This is a genomic window from Ensifer sp. NPDC090286 (assembly GCF_044769565.1).
Taxonomy (GTDB): Bacteria; Pseudomonadota; Alphaproteobacteria; order Rhizobiales; family Rhizobiaceae; genus Ensifer.
This window is the reverse complement of the sequence record NZ_JBIVYF010000001.1, coordinates 1,987,890-2,009,735: the sequence shown is the minus strand read 5'-3', so window position 1 is coordinate 2,009,735 and position 21,846 is coordinate 1,987,890. Positions and strand designations below refer to the sequence as shown.

22 protein-coding genes are annotated in these 21,846 nt (G+C 63.7%); 17 read left to right on the top strand and 5 right to left on the bottom strand.

The window, feature by feature from the left end; translation table 11 throughout:
* The first annotated feature begins 1 nt into the window (after position 1).
* From ACIQUG_RS10150 to ACIQUG_RS10130, 5 genes are all read left to right on the top strand, one after another.
* Positions 2-793 (top strand): ABC transporter permease, encoded by a 792-nt coding sequence (locus ACIQUG_RS10150; RefSeq protein ID WP_402320416.1) that lies wholly within the window; start codon positions 2-4, stop codon positions 791-793.
* On the top strand, positions 790-1,890 hold the full coding sequence (locus tag ACIQUG_RS10145) for an ABC transporter ATP-binding protein (protein WP_402320413.1): 1,101 nt from the start codon (positions 790-792) through the stop codon (positions 1,888-1,890). Before ACIQUG_RS10150 ends, ACIQUG_RS10145 begins: the two co-directional genes overlap by 4 nt.
* Positions 1,891-1,894: 4 nt before the next feature.
* Positions 1,895-2,629, top strand: a complete 735-nt coding sequence (locus ACIQUG_RS10140; RefSeq protein WP_402320410.1) for an MBL fold metallo-hydrolase — start codon at positions 1,895-1,897, stop codon at positions 2,627-2,629.
* 16 nt (positions 2,630-2,645) lie between these two features.
* On the top strand, positions 2,646-4,079 hold the full coding sequence (locus ACIQUG_RS10135) for an aldehyde dehydrogenase family protein (RefSeq protein ID WP_402320407.1): 1,434 nt from the start codon (positions 2,646-2,648) through the stop codon (positions 4,077-4,079).
* A gap of 143 nt (positions 4,080-4,222) precedes the next feature.
* On the top strand, positions 4,223-5,113 hold the full coding sequence (locus ACIQUG_RS10130) for a DMT family transporter (protein ID WP_402320404.1): 891 nt from the start codon (positions 4,223-4,225) through the stop codon (positions 5,111-5,113).
* A 95-nt stretch (positions 5,114-5,208) separates the two neighbouring features.
* Here the strand turns inward: ACIQUG_RS10130 and ACIQUG_RS10125 are convergent, their stop codons facing one another.
* Entirely contained in the window at positions 5,209-6,387 is a 1,179-nt protein-coding gene (locus ACIQUG_RS10125; protein WP_402320401.1) for an aminotransferase, read from the bottom strand.
* Positions 6,388-6,404: 17 nt separating this feature from the next.
* Entirely contained in the window at positions 6,405-7,451 is a 1,047-nt protein-coding gene (locus tag ACIQUG_RS10120) for a LysR substrate-binding domain-containing protein (RefSeq protein ID WP_205237986.1), read from the bottom strand.
* Between the two features lie 223 nt (positions 7,452-7,674).
* On the opposite strand from ACIQUG_RS10120, the gene speB reads away from it, so the two are divergent.
* From speB to ACIQUG_RS10065, 11 genes are all read left to right on the top strand, one after another.
* The gene (speB, locus tag ACIQUG_RS10115) at positions 7,675-8,736 is read left to right on the top strand and encodes an agmatinase (protein WP_402320397.1); all 1,062 of its coding nucleotides are present in this window, start codon (positions 7,675-7,677) and stop codon (positions 8,734-8,736) included.
* A gap of 92 nt (positions 8,737-8,828) precedes the next feature.
* On the top strand, positions 8,829-9,623 hold the full coding sequence (locus tag ACIQUG_RS10110) for a transporter substrate-binding domain-containing protein (protein WP_402320394.1): 795 nt from the start codon (positions 8,829-8,831) through the stop codon (positions 9,621-9,623).
* A 59-nt stretch (positions 9,624-9,682) separates the two neighbouring features.
* Positions 9,683-10,351 (top strand): amino acid ABC transporter permease, encoded by a 669-nt coding sequence (locus ACIQUG_RS10105; RefSeq protein WP_034798866.1) that lies wholly within the window; start codon positions 9,683-9,685, stop codon positions 10,349-10,351.
* Positions 10,348-10,995: an amino acid ABC transporter permease gene (locus tag ACIQUG_RS10100; protein WP_402320390.1), complete on the top strand. Its 648-nt coding sequence runs from the start codon at positions 10,348-10,350 to the stop codon at positions 10,993-10,995. The genes ACIQUG_RS10105 and ACIQUG_RS10100 overlap by 4 nt, the downstream gene beginning before the upstream one ends.
* Positions 10,996-11,068: 73 nt before the next feature.
* Positions 11,069-12,148, top strand: coding sequence for a PotD/PotF family extracellular solute-binding protein (locus ACIQUG_RS10095; RefSeq protein WP_205237987.1), 1,080 nt, complete (start codon positions 11,069-11,071; stop codon positions 12,146-12,148).
* A gap of 118 nt (positions 12,149-12,266) precedes the next feature.
* Positions 12,267-13,304: an ABC transporter ATP-binding protein gene (locus tag ACIQUG_RS10090; protein WP_402320386.1), complete on the top strand. Its 1,038-nt coding sequence runs from the start codon at positions 12,267-12,269 to the stop codon at positions 13,302-13,304.
* Positions 13,301-14,155, top strand: a complete 855-nt coding sequence (locus tag ACIQUG_RS10085; protein WP_402320383.1) for an ABC transporter permease — start codon at positions 13,301-13,303, stop codon at positions 14,153-14,155. The genes ACIQUG_RS10090 and ACIQUG_RS10085 overlap by 4 nt, the downstream gene beginning before the upstream one ends.
* Positions 14,152-14,952, top strand: a complete 801-nt coding sequence (locus ACIQUG_RS10080; protein ID WP_402320380.1) for an ABC transporter permease — start codon at positions 14,152-14,154, stop codon at positions 14,950-14,952. Before ACIQUG_RS10085 ends, ACIQUG_RS10080 begins: the two co-directional genes overlap by 4 nt.
* Positions 14,949-15,728: a carbon-nitrogen hydrolase family protein gene (locus ACIQUG_RS10075; RefSeq protein ID WP_402320377.1), complete on the top strand. Its 780-nt coding sequence runs from the start codon at positions 14,949-14,951 to the stop codon at positions 15,726-15,728. Before ACIQUG_RS10080 ends, ACIQUG_RS10075 begins: the two co-directional genes overlap by 4 nt.
* A gap of 159 nt (positions 15,729-15,887) precedes the next feature.
* Entirely contained in the window at positions 15,888-16,841 is a 954-nt protein-coding gene (locus ACIQUG_RS10070; protein WP_402320374.1) for a ring-cleaving dioxygenase, read from the top strand.
* 186 nt (positions 16,842-17,027) lie between these two features.
* On the top strand, positions 17,028-17,588 hold the full coding sequence (locus ACIQUG_RS10065) for an NADPH-dependent FMN reductase (protein WP_402320371.1): 561 nt from the start codon (positions 17,028-17,030) through the stop codon (positions 17,586-17,588).
* A gap of 115 nt (positions 17,589-17,703) precedes the next feature.
* Here the strand turns inward: ACIQUG_RS10065 and ACIQUG_RS10060 are convergent, their stop codons facing one another.
* Both ACIQUG_RS10060 and ACIQUG_RS10055 read right to left on the bottom strand, forming a co-directional pair.
* Positions 17,704-19,260, bottom strand: coding sequence for a VOC family protein (locus ACIQUG_RS10060; RefSeq protein WP_402320368.1), 1,557 nt, complete (start codon positions 19,258-19,260; stop codon positions 17,704-17,706).
* 93 nt (positions 19,261-19,353) lie between these two features.
* The gene (locus ACIQUG_RS10055; RefSeq protein WP_402320365.1) at positions 19,354-20,211 is read right to left on the bottom strand and encodes an SDR family NAD(P)-dependent oxidoreductase; all 858 of its coding nucleotides are present in this window, start codon (positions 20,209-20,211) and stop codon (positions 19,354-19,356) included.
* Between the two features lie 199 nt (positions 20,212-20,410).
* Between ACIQUG_RS10055 and ACIQUG_RS10050 the strand changes: the two genes are divergently transcribed.
* Positions 20,411-21,157 (top strand): Crp/Fnr family transcriptional regulator, encoded by a 747-nt coding sequence (locus tag ACIQUG_RS10050; protein WP_402320674.1) that lies wholly within the window; start codon positions 20,411-20,413, stop codon positions 21,155-21,157.
* Positions 21,158-21,220: 63 nt separating this feature from the next.
* On the opposite strand, the gene ACIQUG_RS10045 is transcribed toward ACIQUG_RS10050, so the two are convergent.
* Complete coding sequence (locus ACIQUG_RS10045) at positions 21,221-21,733, bottom strand: Dps family protein (RefSeq protein ID WP_402320361.1); 513 nt, start codon at positions 21,731-21,733, stop codon at positions 21,221-21,223.
* Positions 21,734-21,846 lie beyond the last annotated feature (113 nt).

The window sequence follows — 21,846 nt, the reverse complement described above, 5'->3', positions numbered from 1 at the left end:
GATGCTGCGCCAGATCTTTGCAAGCGTGCTCTCCTGGACCTATCTCGTCCTCGTCTACGCCTTCATTTTCCTGCCGGTTGCCGTGCTGGTGCTGTTCTCGTTCCAGGACGGCCGTCTACCGGTGCCGCCGTTCAACGGCTTTTCGCTGCAATGGTACGAGGCGGTGTTCGCCGACCGCAAGCTGATGGCGGCACTCGGCAACTCGATGGTCGTGGCGCTCGTCTCCTCCACCATCTCCGTGCTGCTCGGCTTTCTCGCGGCTTACGCGCTCGCGCGATACAAACTGCCGGGCTCGGCCCTGCAAAGAGGGCTGCTGATCGCGCCGATGACGGTCAGCTACCTGATCATCGCGCTCGGCCTTTTGTCGCTGATGAACGCGCTGCATATCCCTCTGTCGCTGATGACGGTCGGCATCGGCCATGTGGTGATCAACCTGCCGCTGTGCTTTGCCATCATCTATGCCTCGATGGGCGACCACCACATCAACATCGAGCGGGCTGCACGTGATCTCGGCGCCAACGATTTCAAAGTGATGGCGCTGGTGACGGCGCCGATGCTGATGCCGTCGATCCTCGCCGCCTTCTTCCTTTCGGTCACCTTCAGCTGGGACGAGTTCATCATCGCTTTCCTCTTGTCGCGCTTCGACGTGACGCTGCCGGTCGAGATCTGGAGCATGCTGCGCTCCGGCCTCAACCCCAAGACCAATGCCATCGGCTCGCTGGTGTTTCTCGCCTCCGTCGCCGTGCTTCTCATCCTTGAGCTTTCCCTGTTCGGAAGGACGAAAAAACAATGACCGCCTCCGTCTCGATCGAAAACGTCAGCAAGATCTTCGGCGCATTTACGGCGCTCGATAATGTCTCCCTCGACATCCGGGCCGGCGAGTTCATCGTGTTGCTCGGGCCGTCGGGCTGCGGCAAGACCACGCTGCTCTCCATCCTCGGCGGCTTTCAGTCGCCAAGCGCCGGCCGCGTGACGATCGCCGGGCAGGACATGACCTATGTGGCGCCGGCGAAGCGCCCGACGACGACGATGTTCCAGGACTATGCGCTGTTTCCGCACATGCGTCTCGTCGACAATGTTGGCTTCGGGCTCCGGATGCGGGGCCTTGCCAAGGCCGAGCGCGACGAAAAGGCGCTCGGTTTTCTGGATCTCGTGGGTCTGAAAGCGTCTGCCGGCAAGCGGCCTCATGAGCTCTCGGGTGGCCAGCGCCAGCGCGTGGCGCTCGCCCGCGCGCTGGCCGTCGATCCGGACGTGCTTCTGCTCGACGAACCGCTCGGCGCGCTCGATCTCAAGCTCCGCCGCCAGATGCAGGACGAGCTGAAGGCGATCCAGAAGCGGGTCGGCACCACCTTCGTGCATGTCACCCACGACCAGGAAGAGGCGATGGCGATCGCCGACCGGATCGTGGTGATGAACCAGGGGCGGATCGAGGATTTCGGCCCGCCATCGGAAATCTACATGCGCCCGCGCTCGCTGTTTTCGGCGGGATTCATGGGCGAGGTCAATTTCGTTTCGGGCCGTGTGGCTGCGGCCGATGCCAGCTCCGCCCATGTCGAAACGCCGCTCGGCAGCCTGGCGCTGCCGGCCGGCAATTTCACCGCCTCGTCGCCGAAGGCCGGCGACCGCATCACGCTGACGATCCGGCCGGAACATTTCCGCGCCGACGACAAGGCAGAGGGACCGACAGTGGCGCTCGGCGAAGCGCGCGTCGCCGGCAGCGCCTTCTTCGGCACGCATTACCGCTGCCACCTGCAGCCTTGCGCGGCCGATACGAGATCACTGGTTGCGCACCTGCCGCAATCGGCAAGCGTGCGCGAAGGCGAGATTGTGCCGCTTGCCGTGCGCGCCGCCGACGTCGTAGCCTTGCCCGCCACAGGTGGACACGCGTAGCACGATGCAGAGAATTTCCGCTGAGAACTGGTACCGGGTGCGGCGGCTCGACGACGACGTCACCGCCATCGACGAGCCCTATATCCAGGAATTCTACCGCTGCAACATCTGGCATGTGCGCGGCCGCGACCGTGACATGCTCGTCGACAGCGGCATGGGCGTCGTGTCGCTCCGGCAATGGGTGCCGCTCGTCACCGAGCGCGCCCTGGATGCCGTCGCCAGCCACACCCATTTCGACCATATCGGCTGCCATCACGAGTTCGACTGCCGTTGCGTGCACTCCGCTGAAGCCGATCTTCTGGCGCATCCCACCCGCAAGAACACGCTCGCCGACCCCTATGTGGCCGACGAGATCTTCGATGCGCTGCCGCCCGAGCCCTATCTCTCGACCACCTACGCGGTGAAGGCGGCGCCGGCGACGCGGCTGCTCGAAGACGGCGACCATATCGATCTCGGCGACCGGGTCTTCGAGGTGATCCACACGCCCGGCCATTCGCCGGGCGGCATCGCGCTCTATGAGGCGAAGACTGGGATCATGTTCTCAGGCGACATCCTCTACGACGGGCCGCTGATCGAGGACACCTATCATTCCAATGCCGACGACTACCTGGCGTCGATGGAACGGCTGCTGAAGATACCCGCGCGTATCGTTCACGGCGGACATTTTCCGAGCTTTTCCGGTGAGCGTTATCGCGTTCTGATCCGGGGCTGGCTCGCTGAAAAACAAAAGACAAACTGACGGGAAGGAGGAGCGAATGCTCGACAAACGCAAGTTCTACATCAACGGCGCCTGGGTGGACCCCATCGTCGCCAACGATCTCGAGGTGCTGAACCCGGCGACGGAAAAGCCGGTTGCGATGATCTCGATGGGCACAGCCGCGGACATCGACCGGGCCGTTGCCGCCGCCAAGAAGGCCTTTGCCGCCTATAGCCGGACGAGCGTCGAAGAACGCCTGGCGCTGCTCGAAAAGCTGCTTGCCGTCTACAAGCGCCGCTATGACGAGATGGTCGACACCATCACCATGGAACTTGGCGCGCCGAAGACCATGACGCGTGAACAGCAGGCCGATGTCGGCGTCGGCCACCTTCAGGGCTTCATCGATGCGCTAAAGCGCCTGAAGAGCCGCGACCGGCTGCCGAACGGCGACGTCATCCTGCGCGAGCCGATCGGCGTTTGCGGCCTGATCACCCCCTGGAACTGGCCGATCAACCAGATCGCGCTGAAGGTGGTACCGGCGCTGGCGACCGGCTCCACCTGCGTGTTGAAGCCGAGCGAGTTCACGCCGCTCAACGCCATGCTTTATGCCGAAATGGTGCATGAGGCGGGTTTCCCCGCTGGCGTCTTCAACCTCGTCAACGGTGACGGCATCAACGCCGGTGCGGCGCTGTCGAAGCATCCCGACATCGACATGATGTCGTTTACCGGCTCGACCCGCGCCGGCATCGCCGTCAGCAAGGATGCGGCCGAGACCGTCAAGCGCGTGACGCTGGAGCTCGGTGGCAAGTCGCCGAACATCGTCTTTGCCGACGCCGATCTCGAAGATCGCGTTACCGGCAGCGTGCTCGAATGCTTCAACAATTCCGGCCAGTCCTGCGATGCGCCGACCCGCATGCTGGTGGAGCGCAGCGTCTATGATCAGGTGGTCGAGATCGCCAAGCGCGTCGGCCGCGAGGCCAAAGTCGGCGACCCAACCCAGGAAGGCAGCCATATCGGCCCGCTGGTCAGCCATGTCCAGTTCGGCCGGGTGCAGGCGCTGATCGAGGCCGGCATTGCCGAAGGCGCGCGCCTGCTCGTCGGTGGTGCCGGCAAGCCCGAGGGCTTCGAGACCGGCTACTTCGTCAAGCCGACGATCTTTGCCGACGTCAACAACGACATGCGCATCGCCCGCGAGGAGGTGTTCGGTCCGGTGCTTGCGATCATCCCCTTCGACACCGAGGAGGAAGCGATCGCCGTTGCCAACGACACCAATTACGGCCTTGCCGCCTATGTCCAGACCGGCAACCCGGAGCGGGCCGAGCGCGTCGCCGCGCGCCTGCGCGCCGGCATGGTGCACATCAACGGCGGGCCGCACCGCTATGGCAGCCCGTTCGGAGGCTACAAGCAGTCGGGCAACGGTCGTGAAGGCGGCATCTTCGGTCTCGAGGACTTCCTCGAAGTGAAGACTGTCCACGTTCCCGACGCTGCCTGAAATCAGCGCCACACGGTTTGAACGACGGCCGTCGCAATCTGCGGCGGCCGTTTTTCTTTCAGGCTTCGGCGCTGACAGGGCTGTCACCGGCCGTCCGCTTCTGGTAGCTCGTCGGCTTCCCGCCTCAGACCGCGCCTTTCCGGATGCCTCCCGTGACCCAAGCTTCTCAATCCCATAACCGCGTTGCCATGGCTGCCCTTCTCATCGGCGGCGCTGCGATCGGTGGCTCGCCGATCTTCGTGCGGTTGTCGGAAGTGGGGCCGATGGCAACTGCCTTCTGGCGTGTGGCCCTGGCCTTGATCCCGCTTCTCGCCTGGACCTGGTTTCGCCCCGAGGGCGCCGGCGGGCGGCGGCCGGAAAAGCTCTCGGAATATGCGCTTCTGATCCTGCCCGGCGTGTTCCTGGCGATCGATCTCGGTGCCTGGCACTATGCGCTGACCAAGACATCGGTTGCCAATGCGACGTTGCTGGCCAATCTCGCGCCTGTCTTCGTGACGCTTGCCAGTTGGCTCTTATTCCGGGCGCGGATCAGCGTTGTGTTTGCGGTCGGCCTGGTGACGGCTGTGATCGGTGTGATCACCCTCAAGGGCGGCCCGATGGCGCTGGGTGATGGCAATCTGCTCGGCGATGGCGTCGCCGTCGTCGCGGCGATGTTTTATGCCGGCTACATCCTGGCGATCGGGCGGCTGCGCAGTCTCTTCAGCACCGTGCGCATCATGATCTGGAGCACAGCCTCTGCGGCGATCTGCATGCTGCCGATGGCCATCCTGTTCGAGCCGACGCTGTTGCCGCCGACGGCGTTCGGTTGGGCAATGTTGTTCGGGCTGGCCTTCGTCAGTCATGCTGGCGGGCAGGTGGCGATCACCTATGCGCTCGCCTATCTGCCGCCAGCCTTCTCCTCGCTCACACTGCTGTTGCAGCCGGTCGTGGCGGCGATCCTTGCCTGGATCCTGCTTGCCGAGCCTGTCGGCATGATGCAGGCGATCGGCGGCGCGATCGTGCTTGTCGGTATCCTGATCGCGCGGCGCGGATAATGCCGCGCGCTTTCTTCAAAACAGGTCCGGGTCTGACAGCAATTCCAGGAAAAGTGTGAAGCGGTTTTCCGTCCGGAATTGCGTCATTCAAAGTCTCAGAGACCCGGCGGCGTGAAGTTCGCCAGCCGCTCTTCGAGCTGGCGGATCGTGTCGGCATCCGCGTTGGCGAAGGCGAAGCGAAGGTAGTTTTCCTGGCCCTCGCCGAAATAGTCGCCGGGCAGGCAGACGACGCCGGCGAGCTTGGCCAGCTTCTCGGCGATGAACTGCGAGTCGATATCCGGGTAGGGGTGGCGGACATAGGCGAAATAGGCGCCGACCGCCTGCAGCTTCCACTTTGGCAGGCGGCTCATCACGTCGCGCATTGCATCGGCACGGGCCGCGATCTCGGCGCGGTTGCCCTCGCGCCAGTCGGCAAGTGCGGGGATGGCTTTGGCGACCGCGGCCTGGGCCGAGCGCGGCGCGCAGATCTGCAGGTTGTCCATGATCTTCGTCACCTGCTCGATGACATCGGGACCGGCGGTGATCGCGCCCAGGCGATGGCCGGGGATGCAGAAGGATTTGGAGAAGCTGTAGAGGCCGATGAAGCTCTCCTGCCAGCCTTCGGTTGTGAGCAGGCCGTGCGGTGCCGCGGACGCATCCGGCAGGAAGTCGCGATAGGTCTCGTCGAGGATCAGCCAGACGCCCTTGGCACGGCAGGCCTCATGGATACGGGCGAGCAGCTCCGGCGGATAGACAGCGCCGGTCGGGTTGTTAGGCGAAACGAGCGCCAGCGCGCGAATGCCGGGGTGGAGCGCTGCGGCGATCGCATCGACTTCAGGCAGGAAGCCTGCGCCGGCATCGCAAGGCACGAGCTCGACATTGATGCCGAGCATCGACAGCGTCGTTTCCTGGTTGAAGTAATAGGGGTTGGTCATCAGGATCGTGTCGCCCGCGCCGGCAATGGCCATCGCCGTGCAGATGAAGGCCTGGTTACAGCCCGAGGTGATGTGGATGTTGTCGGCGGTAAGCGAAGCACCGTAGAGCGCGGCGACATGGGCCGCATAGGCGTCGCGCAGCACCGCTTCGCCCTCGATCGCCCCGTATCCGGTATAGGCGGTTGAGGCTGCGGCCTCACCGAGCCAGGCCAGCATGTCCGGGTGGGCGGGATAGCCGGGCACGGCCTGCGACAGGTCGATCAGCGGGCCACGGGAGCCGTCGTAGGATTTCGCCCAGGCCAGCACCGAAGGCACGGGCGGCGGCGAGAGCTTTTCGACGAGCGGGTTGAAATGCGGCATGGGGGGCTTCCTGTGGGTTAGGCCTTGGCTTTGCGTTTCTGCGGACGATCGGTACGGCGAGCATGGCTCGGCGCCGAAACCGGCTGAAAACCGTTCTTCTCCGATTTACGATCAGTCGGCTCGGATTTCGAGGTGCGGCTGCGAATAATCGTGCGCGCCGATGTCTGCAGTTCCGGCATCGGGTCGCTTTCGAGTGTTTCGAACATCCAGTCGATGAAAATGCGCACGATCGGTGCCGCCAGCACCTCGTTGCGGCAGGCGACGAAGAAGGCGTCGTTGGCGGGCACCGTCAAGTCGAAGGGGGCGATCAACTCGCCGCGCGCGATCAGGCTGCCGGCGGTGATCGTATCGCCAAGCGCCACGCCCTGGTTATGCAGCGCTGCTTCGGTCGAAAGCCGCGCGTCGCTCATGAAATGCTGCCGTCCGCGCTGCAGGTCGCTGGCGTCGGCCGCCGCCAGCCAGGTGTTCCACTCGCGGCCGTCGTCGCCATGCAGCATCACGTGGTCGCGCAGGTCCCGCACCGAGCGCAAGGGCCGCATGTTGAGCAGCGTTGGGCTGACGACAGGGAAAAGTTCCAGCCGGCTCCAGAGTTTTGCCCAGGCACCGGACCAGTTGCCGTCACCGTAGATCAGGCAGACATCGACATCCGGAGAATGCAGATAGGCCTCGTCATTGGAGGCGATCAACGTCAGGCGCACGTCCGGATATTGCTCGGTAAAGAGATGCAGCCGCGGGATCAGCCAGAAGGACAGCAGCGCCGGGACGCAGGTGATACGCAGTTCACCGCTCGTCGTCGGCCGCGTCATCGCCGCCGTTGCCGCGGCGATTTCGGCAAAGGCGTGGGTGACGGCCGGCAGTAGCAATGCGCCCTGCGGCGTCAGTTTCAGCCGCTTGCCGCCGCGCTCGAACAGTGCCGCCTTGACCGAGAGTTCAAGCGCCCGGATCTGGTGGCTGATCGCCCCATGGGTGACGTTGAGCTCGCGGGCGGCGGCCGAAACGGAGCCCCGCCGCGCCGTCGCTTCGAAGGCACGCAAGGGGTTCAAGGGAGGCAGGCGGCTGGACAAATCGAGACGATCCGGCGGTTGCTATCATGTGAATTTTTCTCACACGAAACGCTATAACAATGTCAATTGATTTTCTAGGGGAATTGCCGCCTAATATTCACCAACAAAGGCGAAAACGCCTGGGGAACATGAACGCGCCGGACGAGCCGGCCCCTTCCGCAGACAGATATCTGTGGCGCCTTCGCGCGCATGCCTCAGGCTATGGAAGACGGAGGATTGACTGATGGCCTGGAACGACAACAAGCTTGCCGAACTGAAGGCAAAGTATGGCGAAAGCCACGGCGGCGAGCTGTTCGACCCGACCTTCCGAAAGGTCGCCGACAAGATCTTCAACAAGAGCGGCACGCGGCTTGCACCCTATTCCGGCATCCCGACCCTCCTGACGGCGCCGCACATGCCGGTCGACGCGGAAAACCCGGATTTCGGCAATCTGCAGGTGGCGATCGTCGGCGTTCCGATGGATCTCGGCGTCACCAACCGCCCGGGCTCGCGCTTCGGACCGCGGGCGCTGCGCACGATCGAGCGCATCGGTCCCTATAACCACGTGCTCGGCTGCACGCCGGTGCAGGAACTGCGCGTTGCCGACATCGGCGACGTGCCGTTCCAGAGCCGCTACCGGCTGGAACTCAGCCATGACGACATCGAGAAGCGCATCAACCAGATCGTCGATGCCGGTGTGCTGCCGCTGTCGGTCGGCGGCGACCATTCGATCACCCATCCGATCCTGAAAGCCGTCGGCAAGAAGCGCCCGGTCGGCATGATCCACATCGACGCGCACTGCGACACCGGCGGCGCCTACGACCTCACCAAGTTCCACCATGGCGGTCCGTTCCGCAACGCCGTGCTCGACGGTGTGCTCGATCCGACCCGCGTGGTGCAGATCGGCATTCGCGGCTCGGCCGAATATCTCTGGGAGTTCTCCTACGAGTCTGGCATGACCGTCATCCACGCCGAGGAAGTGACCGGCCTCGGCATTCCCGCGATCATCGAAAAGGCGAAGAAGATCGTCGGCGACGGCCCGACCTATCTCTCCTTCGACATCGACAGCCTCGACCCGTCCTTCGCGCCGGGCACCGGCACGCCGGAAGTGGGCGGTCTCACGACCCGTGAGGTGCTGGAACTGATCCGCGGCCTCAAGGGTATCAACCTCGTCGGCGGCGACGTCGTCGAAGTGGCGCCGCAATACGACTCGACCACCAACACGGCCCATGCGGGTGCGCAGGTGCTGTTCGAAATCCTGAGCCTCATGGTCTTCAGCCCGGCGATCACCGGCAAGTCCGCCTGAGGCCTGACTAAGGGTTCGTCGGCTGCCGGACCGGAAACGGCGGCCGACCACCAGACTGCACAATCACAAAGCTTCCGGGTAGGGGAATTACCATGACGATCCATACCAAACTGAAGACAGCCTTCGCCGCCGCCCTGATGCTCGGGGCCGCCGCCGGCATCGCCAAGGCCGATGCGCTCGCCGATATCAAGTCCGCCGGCCAGATCAATGTCGGCATCTTCTCCGACTTCCCGCCCTTCTCCTCGGCCAGCGCCGACATGAGCATCAAGGGCTACGATGTCGATGTGGCGCAGCAGATCGCCGATGATCTCGGCGTCAAGCTCAACCTTGTCAGCGTCACCGGCCAGAACCGCATTCCCTATCTCAACGACAAGCGCGTCGACATCCTGATGAGCGTCGGCTTCTCCAAGGAGCGCGCCGAGGTGATCGATTTCGCCGCGGCCTACGCGCCTTACTACATCGCCGTCATCGGCCCGGCCGAACTCAAAGTCGCCGGCAAGGAGGACCTCGCCGAGAAGACCATCGCCGTCAACCGCGGCACGCTCGAAGACACATCGCTCACCGAGGCGGCGCCGGCCAACGCCGACATCCAGCGCTTCGACAACTACAATGCTGTCATCCAGGCCTTCATCTCCGGCCAGACGCAGCTGATGGTGGTCGGCAACGACGTCGGCGCCCAGGTGCTGGCCCGTCAGGAGGCGCTGAAGCCGGAACAGAAATTCCAGCTTTTGACCTCGCCGTCGCATATCGGCCTCAACAAGAGCGAGGATGGCCTGAAGAAGGCGGTCAACGACTCCGTTGCCAAAATGCTCTCGGACGGCAAGTTGAACGCGAGTTCGGAGGCCTGGCTGAAGACGCCGCTCAACCCCGACAACCTCAAGGACTAACAAGCTCGGAGGCCGCGGGGGCAGCCCCCTCGCGGCCCGCTTGAGGAAAGGTTGCGACGATGGGCTACGGCCTCAGCTTCGGTTGGCTCAAGGACGCCGCGGGCGCAATCGCCCATGGCGCGGCCATGACCGTGTTCCTGATCGCCTGCACCACGGTGCTCGGCATCCTGATCAGCATTCTCTTTGCCGCCGCCCGCCGCAGCCGCTACGGCGTCCTGCGCAAGGCGGTGGCCGTTTACGTCGAGGTCGTCAGGAACACGCCGTTCCTGGTGCAGCTGTTCTTCATCTATTTCGGCCTGCCGAGCCTCGGCATAAGGCTCGACCCGATCGTCGCGGCCATCGTTGCCATGACGCTCAACATGGCGGCCTATACGACCGAGATCGTCGGTGCGGGTCTCGATGCGGTGCCGAAGGGGCAGAGCGAGGCGGCGTTTGCGCTCGGGCTGAAGCCGCGCCAGGTCTTCGTCAAGATCATCCTGCCGCAGGCGCTGAAGGTGATTTTCCCGGCGCTCACCAGCCAGGTCATCATCATGATGCTGGAATCGGCCGTCGTCTCGCAGATCGCGGTGCGCGAGTTGGCGCATGAGGCGGACCTGCTGCAGGCGCGCACTTTCCGTTCGTTCGAGACCTATTTCGTCGTCACGCTGATCTATCTCGGTCTGTCGATGGCGCTTCGGCGGCTGTTCGTCGCCGGCGGTCGCCGCGTGCTTGGAGCGGGCGTGTCATGATCGAGTTCACCTTCTGGGATATCCTGCGTAACCTGATCTTCGCCACGCGGTGGACGATCCTGCTGTCGGCTGTTGCTTTTGCCGGCGGTGCGGCCGTGGGGCTGATGATCCTCGCCGCACGCATTTCCGAGCGCCGCTGGGCTCGGCGCTTCGGCTCCGGCTATATCGCGCTCTTCCAGGGCACACCGCTCCTGATGCAGTTGTTCCTGATGTTCTTCGGCCTGCCGATGCTGGGTTTCCGCATCGAGCCGTGGACAGCCGCCGCCCTTGGGCTCACCTTCTATGCCAGCGCCTATCTCGCCGAAATCTGGCGCGGCGGGGTGGAAGCGTTGCCGCGCGGTCAATGGGACGCCGGTGCGAGCCTCGGACTCCATCGTCTGCAAGAGTTGCGGCTCGTCATCCTGCCGCAGGCCTTCGCGATCACCCGGCCGGCGGCCGTCGGCTTTCTCGTGCAGTTGATCAAGAGCACGGCGCTCACCTCGATCATCGGCTTCGAAGAGCTTCTCAGAACCGCGAATGCGATCAATAATGCAACCTTCGAACCTTTCACGGTCTATGGGCTGGTCGCGGTGATCTTCTTCGTGTTGTGTTATCCGCTGACACAATATTCGCGCATGCTGGAGCGCAAAACAGCCGCGCACTGAGACTGAAAATGTGCAAGAAATCAAACAGAACAGGGAACAAGGCGGATCACCGCCGGAACAAAGGAGAACGCGAATGATCACCACTTCCATCAAGCGCCGCACGCTGCTCGGCGCCGGCCTTGCCGGTGCCTCCATGCTGGCGATGCCGTCGGTCCTGCGCGCGCAGGACAAGTCGCTGAAGGTCGGCGTCTATGGCGGCTATTTCAAAACCTCGTTCGACAAGAACATCTTCCCGGAATTCACCAAGGCAACCGGTATTGCCGTCGAATCGATCGCCGAGCCGACCGGTGAAGCCTGGCTCGTCCAGCTCGAGCAGGCTGCCCGCGCCGGCCAGGCGCCGGCTGACGTCTCGATGATGTCGCAGGTGGCGATGCTGAAGGGACAGTCCACCGAACTCTGGACCCCGCTCGACACCGCGAAGATGAAGAACGCCTCGAACCTGCTCGATCGCTTCGTCAACAAGTATCCGGATGGCCGCATCGCCGGCATCGGCGCCGTCTCCTGGTACATCACGCTGGTGACCAACACCGACGTCTACAAGGAAGCGCCGACCTCCTGGTCCGCCTTCTGGGATCCGGCAAATGCCGACAAGCTCGGTCTGCTGGCGCTCGTTTCCAACTCGTTCCTGCTCGAAGTGACGGCCAAGACCTTCATGGGCGGCACCAATGCGCTCGACACGGAAGAGGGTCTGCTCAAGGCCTTCGACAAGCTGGCCGAAGTCAAGCCGAACGTTCGCCTCTGGTACCGCGACGAAGCGCAGTTCGAGCAGTCGCTGAAGTCGGGCGAAATCCCGATGGGCCAGTACTATCACGACGTGACCGGCCTTGCGGCTGCCGACGGCCATCCGGTCCGTTCCACCTTCCCGAAGGAAGGCGGCATCCAGGATTCCGGTTGCTGGGCGCTGTCGCGCGCCTCGCAGAAGTCGGAGGAAGCGCATATCTTCATCGACTACATGTGCCAGCCCTCGATCCAGGCGACGTTGTCACGGAAAGTCGGCACGTCGCCGACCGTCAAGCGCGAGGTCACGGACCTGACCGACAAGGAATTCGCAGCCGTTTCGTCGGACATCGAGCCGATCATTCCGCGCTACGATCTCTACCAGACCAAGTCGGATTGGCTGAACCAGAAGTGGACCGAGCTGATCGTCGGCTGATCCCGACTGCTCTCCGCTTGCCGGGGAGCGCCAAAGCGTAACGACGGGGAGGGGCCTTCAGCCGCTCCCCGCCTGAACCCCTCCCATGAGGCGGAGGGGCCTTTCCCGCGGAGAAACAATGTCCGGACTTGCCCTTCAAAACGTCGTCAAGGAATTCGGAGCCTTCAGGGCCGTCAACAATGTCGACCTGACCGTGCCGCACGGCACCTTCGTCTGCATGCTCGGACCATCCGGCTGCGGCAAGACCACGCTGCTGCGCATGATCGCCGGTCTCGATCTGCCGACCGGTGGGGCGATCCGGCTCGACGGCGAGGACATCACCCGCGTGCCGACGCACAAGCGCAATCTCGGCATGGTGTTCCAGTCGCTGGCACTGTTTCCGCACCTGACCGTCGGCGAAAACATCGCCTATCCCTTGCGCATCCGCGGTGCGGCAAAAGAAGACCAGAAGAAGCGCGTCGACGAACTCCTGTCGATGATCCATCTCTCTGGCTATGCCGACCGGCCGGTCGCCAAGCTCTCGGGCGGCCAGCGCCAGCGCGTGGCGATCGCGCGGGCGCTGTCGATCTCGCCGAAACTGTTCCTACTTGACGAGCCGCTTTCGGCGCTCGACGCCAAGCTGCGCGAGGCGATGCAGGTGGAACTGCGCCAGTTGCAGCAGAAGCTCGGCATCACCACTATCGTCGTCACCCATGACCAGCGCGAAGCGATGACCATGGCCGATACCGTCGTCGTCATGAGCGGCGGCGAGATCCGCCAGGCCGCGTCGCCGATCGAGATCTATCGCCGCCCGGCCGACAGCTTCGTTGCCGACTTCATCGGCCAGACCAACCTGCTTGAGGTCCAGGCCGACAGCGCCGGCCGTGCCGAAGTGCTGGGCCAGGTCGTGCCGGGCCTTGTCCTGCCGGCTGGAGCCAACAAAGGCACGCTGTCGGTTCGCCCGGAAGACGTGCACCTGACGGCGCCTGGCGCCGGTGCGCTCACCGGCAAGGTCACCTTCGTGCGCGATCTCGGCGGCACGATCGAAACCTTCCTCGACATCGCCGGCCGCCAGATCGTCGCCGTCTCCACGCCGCGCGCCCGGCCCGACGTTTCGGTCGGCCAGGAGGTCGGCATCGCGCTCACCCCCGATGTCTGCGTGGTGCTGAAGAAATGAGACGCGAACCGCCCCAGACCCTCGGCGACTATCTGCCGCTCCTCTTTCCCGCAGCGATGCTGACGATCTTCTTCGTCGTGCCTTTCGGCACGATGATTGCCGTCAGCTTCTTCCAGCGCCAGCAGGGCGGCTTCTACACGCCGGCCTTCGTCTTCGACAATTACGCCCGCTTCCTCTCGGTCTTCTTCGGCGGCGTGCTCGGCTTTTCGCTGATGCTGGCCGTCATCGTCGCGATCTGCTGCGTCGTGCTCGCCTTGCCCTTCACCTACATGCTGACGCGCATGGCGCGGAAGGTGCAGGTCGTCTGGCTGGTGGCGCTTCTGTCGATCCTGTCGCTCTCGGAAGTCATCATCGGCTTTGCCTGGTCGACGCTGTTTTCGCGCACGGCAGGGATCACCAATATTCTCGTCGCGCTCGGAATCATGGCGGAAGCCAAGGCGCTGACGCCGAGCTTCGGGGCGGTCTTGACCGGCATGGTCTACCAGGCCTTCCCCTATACGGTGCTCGTGCTCTTCCCTGCGCTCGTCCGCCTCGACCCGACGCTGACGGAGGCCGCCCGCACACTCGGCGCTTCGCCACTTCGAGCCTTCTTCACCGTGGTCGTGCCGGCGCTGCGAAACACCATCACCGCCACCTTGATCATGGTCTTCATCTTCGCGCTCGGCTCCTATCTGTTGCCGCAGCTTCTCGGTCGGCCGCAGCATTGGACGCTTTCGGTGCTGATCACCGACCAGGCGATCTACCAGTCGAACATGCCGTTCGCCGCCGCCATGGCCGTCTTCCTCGTGCTCGTCACGCTCGGGCTGGTGGCGCTCACCGTGATTGCCGGACGCAAGGGAGAAGCGGCATGACCTCGATTTTCCGCAAGGTCTATTTCTTCCTGATCGGCCTGTTCCTGTCGTTGCCGCTGATCGTCGTTGCCGGCGTTTCGGTCAACGAGAAGCAGACGCTCGCCTTTCCGCCACAGGGCTTTTCGCTCTCCTGGTATGGCGAGATCTTCCTTAATCCGGAATGGCGCAATGCGCTCTTCGCCTCGGTGACGCTGGCGGTGCTTTCGGCAGCGCTTGCCGTCGCAATCGCGTTGCCGCTCTCCTGGTTCCTGTGGCGGCGCATCGCGCCCTGGGCGAACATCTTCCAGCTTCTGGGTGTCGCACCGTTCACGCTGCCGCCGGTTATCACCGCGCTCGGCATGCTCACCTTCTGGGCGACCGTCGGCTTCTACGGCCAGCCGTGGACGGCCGTCGTCAGCCACGCGATCTTCTTCGTGACGCTGCCGCTCGTGACCCTTTCGCTCGGCTTCACCTCGATCGACCGGTCTCTCGTCGAGGCGGCCTCGACCATGGGCGCCGATGAGCGCACGATCTTCCGCACCGTCGTGCTGCCGCTGATCCTGCCCTATATCGTATCGGGCTACGCTTTCGCCTTCGTGCTGTCGCTCAACGAGTACATCGTTGCCTACATGACAGTCGGCTTCACGGTGGAAACGCTGCCGATCAAGATCTTCAATGCGCTGCGCTACGGCTATACGCCGACCATGGCCTCGGTGACGGTTCTCTTCGTCACGACCGCCGCGGTGATCTTCAGCCTCGTCGCCCGTTTCGGCGACCTGCCGAAGCTGCTGGGCGCCATGTCGTCGGATGGAAAATGATGAAGCTCGCTGCCCTCCAGATGCAATCGGCGGCGGGTGACGTCGCCGCCAATCTCGACCGCATTGCCCGCGCGGCGGCGGAAGCCGCGGCCCAAGGGGCGACACTGCTTTTGACGCCCGAGCTCGGTGTCACCGGCTACGGCGCCGGAGAAGCGCTGACGGCACTCGCCGAAGCGCCTGACGGTGCGATCGTTCAGCGCCTCAAGGCGATTTCGGCGGAAACCGGCATTGCGCTCATCGCTGGCTTTGCCGAGCGCGACGGCAGCGACGTCTATAACAGCGCCGTCTATGTCGATGGCAATGCCGCACCGGTCGTCTACCGCAAGTCCCACCTCTACGGCGACTATGAGCGTTCGATCTTCCGCGCGCCGGAACCATCGACCCGGCTTTTCGCGCACCGCGGCGTCACCTGCGGCATGCTGATCTGCTACGATGTCGAGTTTCCGGAAAACGTCCGGCGCCTGGCGCTCGCCGGGGCGCAAGCCGTGCTGGTGCCGACGGCGCTGCCGGCGGGTTGGTCCGGCGATTTCATCGCCGAGCACATGATCCAGACGCGCGCCTTCGAGAACCAGGTGTTCGTCGCCTATATCAACCATTGTGGTTCGGACCCGCTGTTCTCCTTCGCCGGGCTGTCGCGCATTGCAGCACCCGACGGGCAGCTGCTCGCCAAAGCGGGATCGGGGCAGGAGGCCGTGCTCCTCGTCGACATCGACCCCAAGACCTACGCAATCTCCCGCCTTGAAAACACCTATCTCGGCGATCTCAATCGCCGTTGAGCGGGCGCCGACTGCAGTTGCGTCTCAGCGACGACAGCGCTGATGGGCCGTTTGTTGTTCACCTGAGGAGAACGTTCTGTTCTCTATTGGTCCACTGTCGGAAACGATCGGACATCCCATATGGTGCTCAACAGCAATGCCAACGCATTGGAGGCAATCATGAGCTTGCAACTGACTGGGATCCATCACCTGACGGCGATCACCGCCAACGCACCGGAAAACCTGCGCTTCTACACCGAAGTGCTCGGGCTGCGGCTGGTCAAGAAGACCGTCAACCAGGACGACACCACCGCCTATCACCTCTTCTATGCCGACGGGCGCGCAACGCCCGGAACGGACCTGACCTTCTTCGACTGGCCGGTCGGGCCGGAAGGGCGCGGTACGCACAGCATCTCGCGCACGGGCCTCCGGGTCGGTAGCGCCGAAACCGTTCGCTGGTGGAAGGACCGCTTCGACCAACTCAAGGTCATGGCCGGAGACGTCACCGAGATCGATGGCCGCATCTCGCTCGATTTCGAGGATGGCGAAGGCCAGCGTTTCCGGTTGGTCGACGACGGCGGGCTTCAGCCCTCGCATCCCTGGGAAAAGAGCCCGGTTCCGGCCGAGCATCAGATCAAGGGGCTCGGTCCGATCATCATCAGCGTGCCGGACATCACCAACACCGAGCTTGTCCTCACGCATGTGATGAACATGAGCAAGGGCCGGACCTATCCGTCGCCGGACGGCGAGGGAGAAGTCAACGTCTTCACCATGGGTGAGGGCGGTCCTGCGGCCGAACTGCATGTCGCGGTTCAGCCGGGTCTGCCGATTGCCCGGCAGGGCGCCGGTGCCGTGCATCACGTTGCCTTCCGGGCGCCTGACAATGCGGCGCTGACGGAGTGGACGGAACGGCTCAACGGCTTCCGCCTGCCGTCGAGCGGCGAGGTCGAACGCTACTACTTCCGTTCGCTCTACTTCCGCGAACCGAATGGCGTTCTCTTCGAGATCGCCACCGACGGTCCCGGTTTCGCCGTCGACGAACCGATGGAAACGCTTGGCGAAAGCCTGTCGCTGCCACCGTTCCTGGAGCCGAAGCGTGCCCAGATCGAGGCGCGGCTGAAGCCGCTCGTCTAACGGTCTGATCCGATCGAAAAGCCGGGGTTCGTCCCCGGCTTTTTTGTCTCTATCCCCCTGATCCCGTTGGACATCGGTTCCGCGCGGACCCATCATCACAGCTGTTGCGTTATCTCTATCGATCGCATGCCGCCTCGCTCTTCGAGGCGCGCCCGCACGGACTTGGAGTAGGAAGGACCAGATCCCATGACGAAAATCCTCGGAATTTCCGGGAGCCTGCGCAAGGCGTCGTACAACACCGGCCTGATGCGGGCGGCTGCGGAAAATCTGCCTGACGGTGTCGCGTTCGACACCGCGACGCTGCACGGGATCCCGCTCTATGACGGCGATGTCGAAAAGGAGAGTGGCATTCCTGATGCCGTGACGGTGCTGAAGCAGAAGGTGATGGCGGCCGACGGCGTCATTCTGTTTACACCGGAATACAACAACTCCATCCCCGGCGTGTTCAAGAACGCCATCGACTGGATGAGCCGGCCTTCCGCCGATATCGCCAAGGTGTTTCGCGGCCGGCCCTTCGCGCTTGCCGGCAGCTCGCCCGGCAATTTCGGCACCATCCTCAGCCAGAACGCCTGGCTGCCGATCATGCGCACGCTCGGCGCCGAACTCTGGTCCGGCAAGCGGCTGATGTTGCCGAAAGCGGATACGCTTTTCGATGAGGCGGGGACGCTGATCGATGCCGATGCTCGCGGCCGGCTCGTCGCCTTCGTGAAGGCATTCGCGGAGTTTGCCGGTGCAGAAGCGCGGTAGACGGCTGGGATATCGCGGGCACGACTGGCTATGAATGCTCGGGCAAAGCCCGAGCATGACGGAGCGAGCGTTGTTCGCTTTCCTAAAGCGTTCGCCGAAACGGCCCGAAGGACCTTTAGAGCCCCTTGTCCTGGAGCCACTGCTGGATAGCCGCGATATCCGGCGCACCGATCTCGTGACCCATGTCCAGTTCGACCGCGGTCAGATCCGTACCGGTGCGGGCGAGCTCTTCCTTGAGGCGTGGAGCGAAGTCGGCATAGCTGTCGTGCATGCCGGTCAAGAGCAACACCTTCGTACCCGAAAGATCCGGCGGCGGCACATCGTCAAGCACGAGCATCGAGCGCATCAGCACGACATTGCGGACAAGCCCCGGATGCAAAAGCATGAGCGCCACCAGCAGGTTAGCGCCGTTGGAGTAGCCGATGAAGACAGTCTTTTCGAGATCGATGCGGTAGCCGTCGCGCGCGCCTTCGACGAAGGCAGCGAAGGCTTCGGCTTCCGAGCGCACATCCTTCTGGTCGAAGGTGGTCGGTGAATAGCGGCGGAACCAGCGCGGCGTTCCCTCCTCGTTCGACCGGCCACGAATGCCGACCAGTGTCGCTTCGCGATCGACCTGGTGCGCGAGATGAAGAAGCTGCGTTTCGTTGGCGCCGCTGCCGTGCAACAGCATGAAGGTGCGGTCATCGAGCACGTCAGGGTGATAGAAGCGGTGCACGAAGGGCAGGTCGCGCTCGGTCAGCCGTGGTTCTCCCGGCAGCGCGAACTGCGGCATGGCGAGCAGCATTTCTTCGCGAGCGGCGCTGAAATGCGCGGGGACGAAGAGCTCGGTGCCGAGCGTTTCCTTGGGTTCGTCGACGGTGAAGCCGGGAACGTCGCTGGCCAGCTCGTAGAGCGACCCACCGAGTTCGCGGACGTAGAGCGAATAGAAATATTTGCGGTCATGCGCGTTGATTGCGCCGGCACCGTCGCGCTTCAGGTCGTCGTGCACCCGCTCCACGGCCGCGTGGTCCGGAGCGCGAAAAGCGATGTGATCGATCGTTCCGGTTCCGGGAGCCGACGTCCAGAAGCCGCTGGCATTGCGCACGTCGATGGTATCGCCGGAGGCGGAGGTGAGCCGCCGGATCGCATCGGTTGCGCCGGTTTCCGTGTAGCCGAAATGGGACGTCAGGAAGCGAACGGATTCCTCCGGCTTTTCGGTGAGGATCGTGGCGCCGCGCAGGCGGCGGATCGCGTCTTCAGCGGGGATATCGCGCGTACTCCAAGGCGCTGCACCCGAAACCGCCTCAGTGCCGACGAGCTTGACGATGACACCGTCCGGATCCTTGAGCCGCAGCACCGGCTCGCCGAATTCCTGCGCCGGCCCTGAGGTGGCGATGTTGAACTGCAGCGCGCGGGTCAGCCAAAAGCCGATGCTTTCCGGCCGGATGGCAAAGGCGATCTCGCTCGGCTGGCCATGGCCCACACGACCGCGACCGCCGTCCTCCCACATCAGGAAGGTCACAAGCGATCCCGGCGACCCCTCGGCGTCGCCGTAGAAGAGGTGCAGCTGGTTGGCGTCCTCATAGCCGCCCGTCCGCTTGACGAGGCGCATGCCGAGGAAGCCGACATAGAAGTCGACGTTTGCCTGGACCTTCCGGGCAATCAGGGTGATGTGGTGGATGCCGCTCGTCATTTTTTAGTCCCTCATGATCGTCGTCCCACAAAACACGATGTGTCCCGCGAGCACCAGAAGGGTCGCCGAGAACGCAGTGTCAACGCAGGAGGATCAATCGCGATCCTTGTCGAGGAACGCCTTGAAAGCCTCTCCGTATTTCGGATGCCAGCGCGACAGCGGCGGCCGGTTCTCGACGATGTCGCCGGCGGCCCAGAGGATGCGCCGCTCGTCGGTGGCGCGGGGCACGTCGTTGTCCGGGCAGAGGATGTAGAAGTCGCCGCGCGCCAGGCTCTCCATCATGAAGTCGACCGTCTGTTCCGACGTCCAGGCGCCGGCCGGTTTTTCCGTGCGGCCGCCAGCCGTCAGCCCGGTATAGACGAAACCGGGGATCAGCAGGTGCGCATGGACCTGGCTTCCGGCGGTGTTGCGCAGTTCGTGCTCCAGCGCCTCGGTAAAGACCTTCACGCCCGCCTTGGAGACGTTGTAGGCCGGGTCGCCGGGCGGCGTGGTGATGCCCTGTTTCGAGCCGGTGTTGATGATGACGGCCGCCTTGCCATGGGCGATCATCCGGGATGCAAAGACGCGCGAACCGTTGATCACGCTCCAGAGATTGACACCGAGCGTCGCCTCCCAGGCGGCCAGGGGGCCAAGGATCGCGCTGCCGGGCTGGATGCCGGCATTGTTCATGAGCACATGCACGTCGCCGAGTTGCCGATGCACCTCCCGTTCGAGTGCTTCGAGCGCGTCGAGCCGCGAAACGTCGGTTGCAATCGCCGTGACGTGCTGCGCCCCGCCCGGGGCGGCGGCTGCGACGTCGCTGGCAGCCTTATCCAGTTTCTCGCCTGCGAGGTCGGTGAGCACGACGCGCATGCCGAGCGTCGCGAAGTGCCGGGCGGCGGCAAGGCCGATGCCAGACGCAGCACCGGTAACGACGGCGACATTGCCGGGGGCGAAGGCAGGATGGGACATGGCGAAGCTCCTGTGGCGGGGTCGAGTGCCAAGAGATAGGGCGCCAAGGGCGGCCTGTCCATGAGCATGTCGGCGGGGACGCTTCGGAAAACCAAGTGTTTTCAGGGTTGTATCTTGCCACCTGCAATGCCGGCGCTACTTGCAGTTTTGGGCGCCAACGCCTGAACGAACGCATGTGGTGGATGGAACGATGAACGAAATGACAGCCCGCAACGAAAAGCGCACCCCTTGCGAAAGCTGTCCCTTGCGCAAGCTCGATCATTTTCGCGCCTTTATCAGCGAAGAACTGGCCTTCGTTTCGCAGTTCAAGACCGGTGAACTGGCAGTCGACGGCGGCGCGACGATTCTCGTCGAAGGCGCACACAGCGCCCACCTCTTCACCGTGCTTTCCGGCTGGGGCTTTCGCTACAAGATGCTCGACGACGGCCGCCGCCAGATCCTCAATTATGTGATGCCGGGCGACCTGATCGGCCTGCAGGGCAGCCTGATGGGGGAGATGCAGCATTCGATCGAAGCGCTGTCGCCCGTCACCCTTTGCGTCTTCGAGCGCGGAAAGCTCAATCGCTTGTTCGAGAACTACCCTGAGCTTGCCTATGATCTCACCTGGATCGCGGCGCGCGAGGAGCGGATTCTGGACGAAAACCTCTTGAGCATCGGCCGCCGGTCCGCGCTGGAGCGGGCCGCCTATCTCATCGCCTTCCTTTACCAGCGGGCGGCGGTGCTCGATCTCTTCAACAACAGCCGCGTCGCCATTCCGATCAGCCAGCAGCATGTGGCCGACACGCTCGGCCTTTCGATCGTTCACACCAACAAGACGCTGAAGAAGCTTGCCGAACGCGGCCTGATCCGCTGGGCGGAGAAGGGCTGCAATGTCCGCGATATCGATGGGTTGCTGGCGATTTCCGGCTGGGAAGGGCTGCGCGAGCCGAAGCGGCCGTTCATCTGACGCGCCCTGTCATAGGCGATCGATGCGGCGCTGTCGCCGCATCGATTTCAAAGTGCGCGCCGGTCAGGCGGCGACGATCGCCCGCAGCATCCACAGCGCCTTTTCGTGGAAATCGAGACGATCGGTCAGCATGTCCGTCGTGACGAGGTCGCTATTTTCGTCGGCCTTGGTGCCGGCGTCGCGTATGCGCCGCGCCGCGGCTTCGTGATCGGTGATCAGGTCGGCCACCATCTCCGCCGCCGTCGTGTGGTTGACCGAGGCGGCGCTGGGGGCAAAGGTTTTTGCTTCGGCAAGCTTGGCCGGCGCGAGGTGCCCAAGGGCGCGGATGCGCTCGGCAATGATGTCGGTTGCCTTGAACAGCGCATTGTAGTGCTCTTCGGTCAGTTCATGCAGCGGCTTGAACAGGGGGCCGACCACGTTCCAGTGGTAGATGTGGCTCTTGATCACCAGCTTGTAGGTATCGGCGAGGATATCGGAAAGCGCCGTCGCCATCTGCTGGCGATAGGCTTTCGTCAGGCCGATGTCGAATTCTTCGTCCCGGACCTTGGGTTTCAGCACGGCGGCAGTCTGTTTCATTCTCCTGCTCCAGTTCTGTCTTCGGAAATGTCGAGCGGTTTGCGGCCGGGGGCCACGCCGCATGAGTTGAACGCCGCGACGAAAGGGTTGTTCCCGATCCCGTCTCGACGCTC